Annotated in this window: 11 protein-coding genes; 5 read left to right on the top strand and 6 right to left on the bottom strand. The window is 44.2% G+C overall.

From position 1 onward, the window contains the following. Positions 1 to 4: 4 nt before the first annotated feature. The 3 genes from ACFFGT_RS03555 to ACFFGT_RS03545 all read left to right on the top strand — a co-directional run bounded on the left by ACFFGT_RS03555 (position 5) and on the right by ACFFGT_RS03545 (position 4,221). On the top strand, positions 5 to 1,039 hold the full coding sequence (locus ACFFGT_RS03555) for a DUF3810 domain-containing protein (protein ID WP_377021131.1): 1,035 nt from the start codon (positions 5 to 7) through the stop codon (positions 1,037 to 1,039). Between the two features lie 461 nt (positions 1,040 to 1,500). Then, positions 1,501 to 3,705 carry a penicillin acylase family protein gene (locus ACFFGT_RS03550; RefSeq protein ID WP_377021130.1) on the top strand — a complete coding sequence of 735 codons (2,205 nt, stop codon included), beginning with the start codon at positions 1,501 to 1,503 and terminating at the stop codon, positions 3,703 to 3,705. 27 nt (positions 3,706 to 3,732) lie between these two features. Next, a complete protein-coding gene (locus ACFFGT_RS03545; protein ID WP_377021129.1) occupies positions 3,733 to 4,221 on the top strand; it encodes a hypothetical protein in 489 nt (162 codons plus the stop codon). A gap of 406 nt (positions 4,222 to 4,627) precedes the next feature. On the opposite strand, the gene ACFFGT_RS03540 is transcribed toward ACFFGT_RS03545, so the two are convergent. After that, entirely contained in the window at positions 4,628 to 5,761 is a 1,134-nt protein-coding gene (locus ACFFGT_RS03540) for a glycosyltransferase family 2 protein (protein ID WP_377021128.1), read from the bottom strand. Between the two features lie 87 nt (positions 5,762 to 5,848). On the opposite strand from ACFFGT_RS03540, the gene ACFFGT_RS03535 reads away from it, so the two are divergent. Together ACFFGT_RS03535 and ACFFGT_RS03530 are read left to right on the top strand one after the other, a co-directional pair. Then, on the top strand, positions 5,849 to 6,832 hold the full coding sequence (locus tag ACFFGT_RS03535) for a sugar phosphate isomerase/epimerase family protein (protein WP_377021127.1): 984 nt from the start codon (positions 5,849 to 5,851) through the stop codon (positions 6,830 to 6,832). Between the two features lie 445 nt (positions 6,833 to 7,277). Beyond that, positions 7,278 to 7,715 carry a DoxX family protein gene (locus ACFFGT_RS03530; protein WP_377021126.1) on the top strand — a complete coding sequence of 146 codons (438 nt, stop codon included), beginning with the start codon at positions 7,278 to 7,280 and terminating at the stop codon, positions 7,713 to 7,715. 117 nt (positions 7,716 to 7,832) lie between these two features. Here the strand turns inward: ACFFGT_RS03530 and ACFFGT_RS03525 are convergent, their stop codons facing one another. The 5 genes from ACFFGT_RS03525 to ACFFGT_RS03505 form a co-directional block, all read right to left on the bottom strand. Then, positions 7,833 to 8,099 carry a UBP-type zinc finger domain-containing protein gene (locus ACFFGT_RS03525; protein ID WP_377021125.1) on the bottom strand — a complete coding sequence of 89 codons (267 nt, stop codon included), beginning with the start codon at positions 8,097 to 8,099 and terminating at the stop codon, positions 7,833 to 7,835. Positions 8,100 to 8,115: 16 nt separating this feature from the next. Further along, positions 8,116 to 9,777, bottom strand: a complete 1,662-nt coding sequence (locus ACFFGT_RS03520) for an FAD-dependent oxidoreductase (RefSeq protein ID WP_377021124.1) — start codon at positions 9,775 to 9,777, stop codon at positions 8,116 to 8,118. 53 nt (positions 9,778 to 9,830) lie between these two features. Then, positions 9,831 to 11,249, bottom strand: coding sequence for an ATP-binding protein (locus ACFFGT_RS03515; protein ID WP_377021123.1), 1,419 nt, complete (start codon positions 11,247 to 11,249; stop codon positions 9,831 to 9,833). Positions 11,250 to 11,547: 298 nt separating this feature from the next. Further along, on the bottom strand, positions 11,548 to 12,294 hold the full coding sequence (locus ACFFGT_RS03510) for a LytR/AlgR family response regulator transcription factor (RefSeq protein ID WP_377021122.1): 747 nt from the start codon (positions 12,292 to 12,294) through the stop codon (positions 11,548 to 11,550). After that, positions 12,291 to 13,361 (bottom strand): sensor histidine kinase, encoded by a 1,071-nt coding sequence (locus ACFFGT_RS03505; protein ID WP_377021121.1) that lies wholly within the window; start codon positions 13,359 to 13,361, stop codon positions 12,291 to 12,293. The genes ACFFGT_RS03510 and ACFFGT_RS03505 overlap by 4 nt, the downstream gene beginning before the upstream one ends. Positions 13,362 to 13,395: the final 34 nt, after the last annotated feature.

Below are 13,395 nucleotides of genomic sequence, written 5' to 3'. Positions count from 1 at the left end.
ATTAATGGCATTGGCTATTTTTTTGCTAATGTTGTTTGCTGATCATCCCGCTGCTGTTGAACGTTACTATGCCAATGGTTTTTACATTATCATTTGCCGGGTTTTCCATTCCGTTTTAAATATATTTCCGTTTAGTGTTGGCGATATTTTATATATAGCCGTGGTTATTTATTTGATTTATGCCGTAATCAGGTTAATTGCCCTGTTGTTTAAAAAGCAGTTTCAAATAGCTGGCAGGCTTTTTTTAGGGTTGGTTATAGGCGTACAGGCAGGCATTGTGGCATTTTATCTTTTGTGGGGGATGAACTATTTCAGGCTGCCGGCCTCCGAGCGGCTTGGGCTCAGGGATACGGCTTTTACCACTGCCGATCTTAAAGCTGTAACCCGGATCCTGATTGATAGCGCCAACATTACCCGTGCACGCCTCACACCTGCAGATCTTGCTCAAAGTAATTCGCATATTTACAATACAGCCCGCCACGCCATCGGCACGCTTGGTAAAGATTCTGCCAACTTCAAGGCTTACAGTCCTGATATAAAGCCTTCTATATTGACCCCTTTGTTAAACTACATAGGCACATCGGGCTATTATAATCCCTTTACTTCCGAAGCGCAGGTAAATTACCAGATGCCCGTTTTTAACCGGCCTTTTGTGGTTTGTCACGAAATTTCGCACCAGATGGGATACGGGGCCGAAGACGAAGCTGATTTTGCAGGCTTTGTCATCGCCGTAAAATCGCACGACAGGCTATTGCGCTATTCGGCCTACCACCTTGCCGTGCAGGAGTTCATGCATTCGCTTGGTGCCCGTGATACTGTTGCCCATAAGGAACTTAAGGCACTGATCAGTAAAGATGTACGCAGCGATTATATCACCGAACGAAACTATTGGCTGGCCTACGAAAACAAGCTGAGCGCCATCAGCAGTGTTTTTTACGATAACTTCCTGAAAGCCAATAACCAGCCCCAGGGTCTTGAAACCTACAACCGCATGGTGTTACTGGCCATGGCCTGGTACAGGGATAAGTGGGTTCATTAGTTCATTTGTTCACTGGTTCATTGGTGAATAGTTTGTGAATTATAGTTGATGACGGTAATGCAAATCATCACCATGCCAAGACTAATGAACCACTGAACAAATGAACCACTGAACCAACAAAAAAAATGCGTTCCGTATCTCACCCCGGAACGCACACAATATCACGTCTCAAATGATATTGAATCAACTAAATCTCAGATATCATATTAAATGCATACCCAAGCTCTTTATATTCGGATACCGGAATAGGAACCGGTATTGAATTTATTAACTGTTAACTATACGGTTTTAGCAGTACAGCAAATAATTACCTCAAAAAAGCCGATTGTAAATATTTGAATAAAAACGGCGATGCGATGTAATTATTATGAATTAATCTCCAAATTTACCTCAAAATCTTTAAAAAGCCTCGTTTACTTCACATTTATATGGATAATTTACGTGGTAAAATTACTGTTACTATGAAAGTTAATTTAGTTATCACTTTAATATTTCTTCCTGCTTTGGTTTTTGCTCATAAAATTAATCAGAAGGAAATAAAACGGGAGGAAATATTAGCAAAGTCGGTAACCATTATTCGTGATAATTGGGGAGTTCCGCACATTTATGGTAAAACGGATGCAGCGGTTGTTTTTGGGCTGATGTATACCCAATGCGAAGATAACTTTAAAGGCATTGAACGCAATTACCTTTACCAGTTAGGCAAGCAGGCCGAGGTTGATGGCGAAACTAATTTATATACCGATGTGCAACTGCAGTTGATTGCTGATAGCGCCGATGCTATTAAGGATTACAAAACCAGTGCGCCCTGGTTCCGGAAGCTTTTAGATGCTTTTGCCGACGGCATCAACTATTACCTGTACAAGCATCCCGAAGTAAAGCCACGGGTATTTAAACATTTTGAGCCATGGTATGCGTTGATGTTTACCGATGGCAGTGTTGCCGCTACCGAAACAGGAAGCCTTAAGCTAAGCGAAACCCGGGATTTTTACAGCACCAGTCCCGAAAAGCTGGGTATGGTAACCAGCCAGCCCGAAAAAAATATTTATGATATGGTGAATGAGCGCGAAACAGGCTCAAATGGTTTTGCTATAGCTCCCTCCAAATCGGCATCGGGCCATGCTTTGCTGTATATCAACCCGCATGTGCCGTTTTATTTCCGTAGTGAGGTTGAGCTGGTAAGCAACGAGGGCCTTAACGCTTACGGCGCGGTTACCTGGGGGCAGTTTTTCATTTATCAGGGCTTTAACCAGCATTGCGGCTGGATGCATACCAGCGCCTATGCCGATGTGGCCGATCTGTATGCCGAAAAGGTGAGTAAAAAGGATGGCAAATGGTATTACGAATATGATGGTAAACTACGGCCGGTTACTACCCGCAAATTATCATTCAACATAAAAAAAGGCGATCAGGTTGAACAGCGTTCTATAACGGGTTATTATACTCATCATGGCCCGGTGCTTGGTGCAAGGGATGGTAAATGGCTGGCGCTTAAAGCCAACAATCGCTCATACAATGCCCTGGTTGAATCATGGCTGATAACCAAGGCCAATAACCTTGCCGAATATAAAAAGGCCATGAACATGGTTTCAAATGCTACAAACAGCACTGTTTATGCCGATGATAAGGGAAACACCATTTTCTGGTATGGTAACTATATCCCCAAGCGCAACCCCAAATATGACTGGAGTTTGCCGGTTGATGGCAGCACATCGGCCACCGAATGGCAGGGTGTTCATCAACTCAGCGAGATTATCACCAATACAAATCCCGCCACCGGCTGGATCCAGAATTGTAACTCAACGCCATATACAGCTTCGGGCGTATCAAGTCCGGATAAAGACAAATATCCTGTTTATATGGCCCCGGATGGTGAAAACTACCGGGCCATAACCGCTATCAGGATCCTGAAAGATGCAAAAAGCCTTACGCTTGATGACCTGATCGCCAAAGGGTATGATCATTATCTTGCCGCTTTTGATGATCTGCTGCCTTCGCTGTTTAAAGCTTATGATGCCGCTCCCGATTCGGTTAAACAATCACTGGCCGAACCAATAAAGATCCTGCAGCAATGGGACAGGAACACAGCCGTTCACTCTGTAGCCAGTTCGCTTGCCATTGAGTGGGGCACATTGATGATGAAGGCCCTGCCGCCACCTCAAACCGATCAGGAAAGTACCTTTATTACCCGGCGTTTTCAAACACTGGTTAAAACCGTAAGCCCGGCGCAGCAGTTGGCCTGGTTAAATGATGTGCTTAAAAACTTGCAAGGCCGTTTCGGTACCTGGAAAGTGGAGTGGGGTGATATGAACCGTTACCAGCGCCCCGATGATGGCATTACCTTTGATGATAATAAACCCAGTATCCCCGTAGGTTTAACCGGATCGGGCTTCGGACAGCTGCCATCGTTCCAAAGCCGCACCATGAACACTAATAAGCGCTATGGATATTCGGGCAATAGTTTTATCGCTGTTGTGGAATTTGGTACACGGTTAAAGGCTAAAAGCATCGTAAACGGCGGTAGCTCTTTTGATTCTGCATCAAAAAATTTTACCGATCAGGAGCAGGGCATTATTGATGGTAAATTTAAGGATGTGTTGTTTTATAAAAAGGATGTTTTAAAACATGCGCAGCGCACCTATCATCCCGGTGATTATTTTAAATAGTAAAAAGTATATTTGGTAAGTTAAAAAATGAAGAGAACCCTGTTAATTGCCTTATTGTTGTTTTGCGGTGCAACGGTGTTTGCCCAAAGCGTAACCATTAATGATCTGGCAAATATCTCCAACCTTTCAAACGCCGAAGCTCATAACTATCTCACCCTTGGTAAAAAATTCAAGCGCCAGTATATCCAGGATGTTGATGGCAACAGCATTGAGCACCTGAACCGGGTAGGGCCGGATAAGAAGGAAGAAACCGTTGTAATAGGTGTTGGCAGCAAACTTAGCAGCGGGGCTGTATTGCGCACTGTTACCTATACCACTTCCACATCGCAGCACATTATTAATTTAATTGGCCAGGCAAAGCACATGGGCCTGATCATGAAGCTGCAGGGGGCCGATATTAAAAACGATATCTATCTCTTCGATAACGATTTTTTCCATATCGTTATATTCCTTAATCACGATAATATCTCCGGCTCGGTAGAGGTGCACCAGAAGGAATATTTAGGGTTTGATTGAGGATGGGATTTTGTCTGAACCTGAATTTTTTGAATTCAGGAATTAACCGAATGCTAAGCAAATTCCATAAATTTTTTAATTCGTTTAATTTCGGTTAAGATTATGGGCATTGCCTTCGGCCCGTACTATCCGCTTATACACGAGGCATTAACCACAAGGCCGGTATCCCATGTCATTATTTAAGGGAAATCCCCCAGAGGGGGAACAGGTTTGTAGCAGCATATATACCGGAAATAACCGTGCCAGAGGTACGGAACACCGGAGTTGTGTACCTCTGGCACACTAAAAACTCAACCACCTTATTTCTACAAACCTTTTGCACCTCTGGTGCAACCTGTCAACTCCTTAACTTAATGACATTGGCCGGTATCCGCTACTATCACTAATGCGAAAAATAGAAATCTTATTATTCCTCCCCCTTCAGCATCTTCAACGAATAAAAACTTTCCCGCCAGTAAATACCGCCCTTTACAACCGTTGTTACCGAGGCCTTTAAAAAATGCCAGGCCAAAAAGAACCCCGAAAAAGGGATCATAAATGCATACCACCATTTATTTGGCGGCACTATTTCCATATAAATCATATGAAATATCAGCATAACAGTGGCCATGATCCGGATAGCAGTATTGCCGAAAATGAACATCAAAGGCATAGGTAAGGCCACTGTTAGTAACATATTTAACACATTGATAATGACTTGTACCAGGCTATATTTGGCAACAGCAAACGAGTTTTTCTGAACGCCGCGCCCCAGTTCGCCCAGGTTTTTATACCATTCCAGGCAAACGTAACCTTTGCCGGCTAAAACATCCTGTCGTAAGCCTTCCTTTTTTATCAGTTGACCGAGTTGCAAGTCATCATCCGGGCGCAGTTTTATGCGTGCATGAGTCCCGATTTTTTCATAAGCCGTACGCCTGACTAAATTGAATGCCCCAATGCCCGATGACGCTTTTGATTTGGGATTTTTAGCTTCCCAGGGCTTCATGGAAGTCATGAGCATAATGCTTAAGGTAGCAAATACACTGTTTAAAATAGCCGACCGGGATATCAGCTCCGGCAACATGGTTAAATGATCAAGCTGCTGCTTAACCGCATAGCCAACAGCTTTGTTGATGGCATCGGGATGAAAAACGATATCGGCATCGGCAAAAAGCATCCATTGTTCCGTGCTGCTTAGGTAACCCTGGTAAAGTGCGTTGTTTTTACCAAGCCATCCATCAGGCAAAGTAGTTATTGTGGTTACCCGGATCTGCGGATAGCGTAAGCTGAAATTCTGTAATATTTCGGCAGTGCGGTCGGTTGAGCGGTCGTTAACAACAATGATCCGGTGATTGGTGTAGTTGATATGGCAAACACTTTGCAGGGCTTTTTCAAGGTCTTCCTCCTCGTTGCGCACGGCTATAATAATGGCAAGGGGCGGGAGATTATCTACTAAAGGCTGCCGGCTTACCTGTTTAATTTGTTTGAATCCGATAAGCAGGTAAAAGTTAAGCGCCAGGGTTGTTACAAACAGTATCACACTGTACCAGAATAGTATCATGATAAATAGGTTTGGATAAAGGTGAGTAAAAATCAGGAAATAATAACAGCGAAAAATGGCATATTGCATTACCAATTTTAACACCTTATGGAAAATATCAGCCGCAAAAAATTTATCGCCTCGGCCGCGTTGGCTGCCGCCGGTTTACCTTTTGGTTTGAGCGCTTTGGCTAAGCAATCAACCTCATATCCCGATGATCCTGCAGACAATCCATCCCCGGGTGGGAAAATAAAGGTGAGCATATTTTCCAAGCATATGCACTGGCTTAATTATACCGATATGGCAGCTTTAACGGCACAGCTTGGTTTTGATGGTATCGACCTTACCGTAAGGCCCGATGGTCACGTGCTGCCCGAACGCGTTGCCGATGATCTGCCTAAAGCGGTTGAATCCATTGAAAAAGCCGGGCTCAAGGTTTATAGCATTGTAACCAATATCAAAACCGCCGACGAAAAGGATGCCGAACCAATCCTGAAAGCAGCATCGGCGCTTGGTATAAAATATTACCGTACTGCCTGGTTTAATTATGATAAAGCCGTCAGTGTGCCGGCAAATATTAAGGTTATCAATAAGCAACTGGCCGGCCTTGCCGCCCTCAACAAAAAGTACGGGATGCACGGCGGTTATCAAAACCACTCCGGCGATCTGTTCGGCGCCTCACAATGGGATTTGTGGCTGGGTCTTGAAGGGCTTGATCCTAATTATATCGGTTGCCAGTACGATGTAAGGCATGCTACTACTGAAGGTGCCGATACCTGGCCTGTTACGCTTGACCTGTTAAAAGCCTATTCCAAAACTATCAACGTAAAGGATTTTTACTGGGAAAAGAAGGGCGACAAATGGCAGGTGAAAAGCGTACCGTTGGGGGAGGGGATGGTGGATTTTAAAAAATACTTTAGTTTGCTTAAACAATACAATATCAATGGCCCTATGAGCCTGCACTGCGAATATCCATTGGGTGGGGCAGAGGATGGAACACGGAAGCTAACTATAAGCAGAGATGATTTTTCGGCTGCCTTAAAAAAGGATTTGACTAAGTTGCGGGGATGGCTGGCGGAATATGATCTGTAGGCTTCTATTTAAACTCTCGTTGCAAATTGATAAAAATATGTCATTGCGAGGAGCGAGCCGGGGGTGAGCTTTGGGGCGACGCGGCAATCGCATGCTATACAGGGCGGCTCTGCCTATGTGCGATTGCCGCGCTGCGCTCGCAATGACATGGGTTTTGATTAGAAAAAAATTAAAATATGTCATTGCGAGGAGCGGCGCCGGGAACGAGCCTGGGGAGCGACGTGGCAATCGCATGCTATACAGGGCGGCTATGCTTCCGTGCGGTTGCCACGCTGCGCTCGCAATGACGTTTTTTTAGCAGGTTAGCCACCAATTTTTTCCTTCCTCTAAAACTTGTTTTATAACAAATTTGTTACTAAATTTAGTAATAGCATCCCGATCGTTCAATCTCTCAGGTTTACCCCGGGCTGCTGATAACCAATTATTAAACTAAAAGGAGGGCTTTATGAATCTGGTTCATAAAATTGAACACTGGGGCGATACTCATCACCCTAAAGTTTTGGATATTGTGCGTATAGTTCTTGGCGTGTTTTTGTTGGTGAAGGGTATCACCTTTATGGAAAATACCTCATACCTGCGCGGCATCATTATCGATCAGAATGTTATTGATGTATCGCCTGATATGCTGATGATACTGGTGTATTATGTGGCATTTGCCCATATGGTTGGCGGCATATTGATAGCTATGGGTATCCTAACCCGCCTGGGCTGCATTATCCAGATCCCGATATTGGTTGGCGCTGTATTTTTAACAGGTATTTTCCAGGAACCTATCAATGCCATGCTATGGCCATCGGTTACAGCCCTGGCATTGCTTATACTATTTACCATATTAGGCTCCGGGCCCTGGTCCTTAGATAAGGTATTGTCCTTTAAAGGATAGTTGTTGAGGAGAGGTTAGAGATTGGAGACCAGAGATTAGGCTGCCATTAATTTCTATAAGAGAAATCGGAGGTCTTAAGTTTGACTTATGACTCAAACTTAAGACTTCCGACTTAAATTAATATCCTTTAACGGCTTCATCCACATAGCACCATAACCAGCGCTCACCTGGTTCGGCAGATATAACCACCGGGTGACCGGTAGCCTGAAAATGTTTGGTCATATGTGTATTGGGCGAACTATCGCAGCAAAGTGTAACGCCGCATGTCTGGCAGGTACGCAGGTGCATCCATGGGCTATGAATTTTTATGCATTCTTCGCAAACGTAATCCTTCGGCTCAGTTATGTTTTCAATAGCTTCAATGTGGGCGCAGGTTTCTTCCATAGGTTGGTATGATTATTTAAACTTCGGCCAGGTATTTATGTACAAAACTTATAGCCATTGAACCTTCGCCTACGGCAGATGCCACGCGGTTCATAGCTCCAGCACGCACATCGCCGGCGGCAAAAATGCCCGGACAGCTGGTTTCTAACAAGAAAGGGTCACGTTTAAGCTTCCAAACTTTGCCAAAATTTTCATAGCTGCGCAGCTCGCGGCCGGTTTCAATAAAGTCTTTATTGTTTTTGATGATATCCAGCTTTATCCAGTCGGTATAAGGTTTGGCCCCAATGAATATATATAACGCGTTAGCTGTTTTAACCTCGGTTTCCTTGGTTTTGCAGTTTTGTATCGTAAGTTTTTCAAGGCAATTAGTTCCTTCGGCCTCAATCACCTCGGTATTTGGCATTACCTTTATATTAGGCGTATCGCCTATTTGGGTAATAAGATAGGCCGACATGGTAGCCGTCAAATCATCCCTGCGGATAATGATATGCACATTTTTTGCAAATTTAGAAAGGTACATAGCTGCCTGCCCGGCCGAGTTGCCCCCGCCAATCACAAACACCTCTTTACCTGTACATGCCGAAGCTTCGGTAGTGGCAGCGCCATAGTAAATACCTGCACCGGTAAAGTTATCAACGCCTTTAACTTCCAGCTTACGGTAATCAACGCCGGTAGTAATCACTACTGTACGGCTGATGATCTCGGGCCCGTCATCCAAAATAATAGTTTTGTAACCATCCTTTTGTTTGATATCACTAACCGACTGCGGCGATAAAAACTCTGCACCCAAACGCATGGCCTGGCTTATAGCGCGGCGGGTAAGATCGGCACCACTTAAACCTGCCGGGAAACCCAGGTAATTTTCAATACGCGAACTGGTACCGGCCTGCCCGCCCGGAGCCTTGCGCTCTATCAGTAAAGTTTTTAATCCTTCAGACGAACCATACACAGCAGCCGCTAATCCTGCAGGGCCGGCACCTATGATCACTACATCGTAAACGTCGGTAAGCTGAGTAGGGTTTTTGCCCATTTTATCGGCAATATCCCTTATGCTGGGTTTTGTTAAACAACTGCCATCCTCAAATATCACCATTGGCAAATCTTCGGTTGTACGGTTATTGATAGTAAGTAAATTGGCCGAATCGATATTTTTTTCGATGTCAAACCAACGGTAAGGGATCAGGTTACCGGCTAAAAAATCTTTTATCAGGTGTGATTGCGGCGAAAACTGGTAACCCACCAGCTTCATGCCCACAAATTCGGGGATGTAATGGCTGTGCCAGTCGTCGAGCAAATCGTTTATTACCGGGTAAAGCTTTTCCTCGGGTGGGTTCCAGGGCTTCATCAGGTAATAATCAAGCTGCACATCGTTAATGGCTTTAATGGCAGCATCAGTATCGGAATAGGCAGTAAGCAATACCCGTTTAGCTTCGGGGAATACTTTTTTCGCTTTTTCCAAAAATTTAACGCCTTCCATTTCGGGCATGCGCTGATCACACAAAAATAAGGCAACTACTTCCGAACTGTTTTTTAGTTCAATAAGGGTTTCATATGCCTCATTTGCCGATGTTGTGCTTAGGATCTTATATTCTTTGCCATACTGCGTTTTTAAATCGCGGCTTATTGACCGCAATACCTGCGGATCATCATCTATGGAAAATATTATCGGACGGCTCATAGGGGTAAATATGCAGGCAAATTAACTAATATTTTTGGTAAAATCAGTTTTTGCTATCCATTTATCGGGAAGCAAACGATAAACTCGGTATGCCCGGGTTTTGATTTTACCTTTATCGAACCGCGGTGCTGCTTCACTATGCGATGCACCACTTCAAGGCCCATACCGGTACCTTTGCCCATTTCTTTAGTAGTAAAAAAAGGATCGTAAATCTGGCTGATGTTATCTTCAGGGATACCTGGGCCATCATCAATAATGGTTACTTCAACAAAATCGTTATCTTTTTTAGTACGGATGATCAGCGTGCCTTTTTCGTTTATCTCCATGGCATCAAGGGCATTATCAACCAGGTTGGTCCACACCTGGTTAAGTTCGCCGATAAGCGCTTTCACTTCGGGCAGGGTATCATCAAACTCCTCAATAACGGTGATGTTCTCTTTCCTGATCTTGTAACCCAGCATAGTAATTGTATTGCGGATGCCGATGTGAATATCGGCATACTGTTTATCCTGCGCACGGTCCATATGGGTAAATGTTTTAACAGAGCTCACCAGCTCAGCTATACGGCGCGCCGATTCCTGAATGTCCTCAATCATCTTTTCGCCCATGAGTTTGGCGCTAAGCCAGTTCAGGATTATAGAAGTAGCATGTGGGGGGATGTGGCTTTTTAAGGCCTCCAGGTTATCAGTAGTAAAGCTGAAATCAACAAAGCTTTCGGCAATATCATAGCTGTTTTCAACATCGTTATCATCCAGCCATTCGGTAATTTCATCTTCAAGCTGGGTGCGCTGTTTTAGGGTGAGGCGGGTATAGCACTCTTTTTTATTCAGGATCTGAAAAAGCTCGTCGGTTAAACCGTCAACTTGTTCGTCGGTAGCCCTTATGGCAAACATGTCTTTGAGATGGGAAGGTACCATGCGCAAATGTTTGCGCAATGACAATGAATCGCGTACAATAGCCGAAGCCGGGTTATTAAGCTCATGCGCCAAGCCTGCCGATAGCTTACCCAAAGCCATCATTTTATCGTTTTGCTGCTGCATGGCTGTAAAATCACGGACGCGGGTGGTCATGATGTGAACCAGTGCCTGGGTAAGCTCAAAATGGTTTTGGATCATCTCCATGATCTCGGCCGTAGGGTAGCTCAGCAGTATTAACTCGCCAACAGCCTGGGCATAACCTTTGGCTATAAGGCCGCGGGAATAAGGCATATAGCCGGTGATGCTTCCTTTTTCAACCAGTGTATAATCACGGCGTGATCCCTGCTGCATCATGAAAAAGCGCATGTTACCTTCCAATATAAAATGAGGGCCTGACAAGTCCTGTCCTGGCTCCATCAGGTACTCACCATCTTCAAATGTTAAAATCTCGCTTTTATCAATCAGCCATTGCAGCTGATCATCGGGTATATGGGCCAAAGCTTCAAAAGCTTTTAAGTCTGATACGCTTACCTGTAGTTCACTTACCTTTTGCATAATTTAAAAGTAGGGAATATTATTCAATGATGTAAAAATGAGGTGAAAAATTGCAATAAAGTGAACCTGGATTAGGTGGGTTTTGTTTGTCTGAACCGGAATTTTGTCAGAACCGGGATTTGGGGGATTATTGGATTCCCCGATTCGTGTCCTCACGAATCGCTTTGTGATTTGAAGGGAGGCTTGTCCTGAATGCGATCGTGAGGACACGATCGCAGGGAAAAATATCGAATGTCTAAGTTAATCTTCTGGCAGCATTCAAAAATCCCGAAATCAGAAAAATCCGTTTAATCCCGGTTCAGTTCCACTTACTCAAAAAAGCTCCAAAGGCTTCCTTATACTGATCACCAACGGTAATGTTCACTTTGCCTATCTGCAATGCATTACGGGTAATGGAATTGATTTTATTGAGCGATACGATGAACGAGCGGTGCACGCGCATAAACCGCTTGGAAGGCAATTTTTCTTCCAAAGCCTTTAAGCTGGTGAGGGATAACAGTGGCTTTTCTTTATCCTGCAGGTAGATCTTCACATAATCCTTCAAGCCTTCAATGTAAAGAATGTCATTAAGGGCTATCCGTACCAATTGGTATTCTATCTTTAAAAACAGGTATTCCTCTTCCTCAACAGGTTCGGCGGCAACTACAGTTGCCGGGTTATTTGAACGGGTTACCAGTTCAAAATAACTTAATGCTTTGTTTGACGCATGCAAAAACTCTTCATAATTAAAAGGTTTAAGCAGGTAGTCCAAAGCATCAACCCGGTAGCCTTCAATGGCAAACTGGTTGTATGCTGTGGTAAAAATAATACGGGGTTTATTGGCCCCGCGGCTGTCAAGCACGCGGGCCAGCTCCATGCCGTTAAGGTTAGGCATCTGGATATCCAGGAAAATAAGATCAACTTTTTGATCCTGTAAGCCTACCAATGCCTCAACAGCACTGCTGTACCTGCCGGATAGTTTCAGGAACGGTGTTTGCTCAATAAAAGCGCAAACCAACCCCAGCGCCAGCGGTTCATCATCAACAGCTATACAGTTAATTATCATGACAGGGTAAGGGTTAAATGAACGGTATAGGTATTTGCAGCAGTATCTTCGTTAATATCCAGTTTGTATTTACCAGCATAAAGCAAATCAAGCCTGCGAATGGTGTTGGTGAGGCCGATGCCTTTGTTTTCGCCAATGTTTGGGTTATGATCTTTATAGATGCCGTTCTCAACCCTTAGCTCCAGTAAATCGTCATGCTGATTTACAGCGATCAGGATAGTGCTTGCTTCCGTAGCGCTGATGCCGTGTTTAAAGGCATTTTCTACAAAGGGTAAAAAAAGCATGGGGGCAACGGTTACGTCGTTAGGCTGTTCGGGCGGGGTAAATGTAACGGTTACTTTGTCGGTAAGCCGCAACTCCATAAGGCTGATATAATCTTTAATAAAAGCTATCTCCTGACTTAATAATGCCGTACCGTGCTGTGTATCATACAACACATATCGCATCATGCGCGATAGCTGGTGCAATGCCTTGCGCGATGTTTCGGCATCAACATGGGTAAGCGCATATATGTTATTAAGTGTATTGAAAAAGAAGTGCGGGTTGATCTGGGCTTTCAGGAATGAGAGCTCTGAACTGATTTTGTCCTGTTCAAGGGCGGCACGCAGCCTGATATCGGCTTGCCATTTTTGTATGGCGGTAATACTGGTACCAATGCCCAAAACTAATGCTATAATAATTGTTCCGAAAATATCCCAGCCACCGCGGCCTTTTTGTTTGGGCGGGCGGTGTTCTTTGTGAAATATAGCATCCATGTGTTCATGCATATGAAGCGCTTTATCGGCCCATTGGTTAAGCATTAAAAAAACAATCACCACGGCCACCACGGTAATTAAGTACATGGCAGTGCGGTCATGCAGTAAAAAGCGCGGAACAAGCACACGGTTGTTAAAATAGTAGGCAGCAACAAGCAGGAAAAACGTAATTGCCTGCTTAACCCAAAACTGGTAGGGAAACTCCACATTCCAGGTGAGTGGCTGGTAAAAAAACAGCAGCAAGCCAAAAACTATCCATATCAATAAATGGATAAGTATGGTTATGGTATTACTTTTTGATTTAAGGCTCATTGAACTTGTTTATATCCGTATGCCGGAAGATAAA

This window comes from Mucilaginibacter angelicae (genome assembly GCF_042434235.1).
Taxonomy (GTDB): Bacteria; Bacteroidota; Bacteroidia; order Sphingobacteriales; family Sphingobacteriaceae; genus Mucilaginibacter; species Mucilaginibacter angelicae.
Note: the sequence above shows the minus strand (reverse complement) of the source record. Positions and strands in the feature narration are given on the sequence as shown.

Excerpts from the sequence above, each read along its gene's own strand:
- ACFFGT_RS03555 (WP_377021131.1), top strand. The coding sequence starts at position 5 with ATGGCATTGGCTATTTTTTTGCTAATGTTGTTTGCTGATCATCCCGCT.
- ACFFGT_RS03550 (WP_377021130.1), top strand. The coding sequence starts at position 1,501 with ATGAAAGTTAATTTAGTTATCACTTTAATATTTCTTCCTGCTTTGGTT.
- ACFFGT_RS03545 (WP_377021129.1), top strand. The coding sequence starts at position 3,733 with ATGAAGAGAACCCTGTTAATTGCCTTATTGTTGTTTTGCGGTGCAACG.
- ACFFGT_RS03540 (WP_377021128.1), bottom strand. The coding sequence starts at position 5,761 with ATGATACTATTCTGGTACAGTGTGATACTGTTTGTAACAACCCTGGCG.
- ACFFGT_RS03535 (WP_377021127.1), top strand. The coding sequence starts at position 5,849 with ATGGAAAATATCAGCCGCAAAAAATTTATCGCCTCGGCCGCGTTGGCT.
- ACFFGT_RS03530 (WP_377021126.1), top strand. The coding sequence starts at position 7,278 with ATGAATCTGGTTCATAAAATTGAACACTGGGGCGATACTCATCACCCT.
- ACFFGT_RS03525 (WP_377021125.1), bottom strand. The coding sequence starts at position 8,099 with ATGGAAGAAACCTGCGCCCACATTGAAGCTATTGAAAACATAACTGAG.
- ACFFGT_RS03520 (WP_377021124.1), bottom strand. The coding sequence starts at position 9,777 with ATGAGCCGTCCGATAATATTTTCCATAGATGATGATCCGCAGGTATTG.
- ACFFGT_RS03515 (WP_377021123.1), bottom strand. The coding sequence starts at position 11,249 with ATGCAAAAGGTAAGTGAACTACAGGTAAGCGTATCAGACTTAAAAGCT.
- ACFFGT_RS03510 (WP_377021122.1), bottom strand. The coding sequence starts at position 12,294 with ATGATAATTAACTGTATAGCTGTTGATGATGAACCGCTGGCGCTGGGG.
- ACFFGT_RS03505 (WP_377021121.1), bottom strand. The coding sequence starts at position 13,361 with ATGAGCCTTAAATCAAAAAGTAATACCATAACCATACTTATCCATTTA.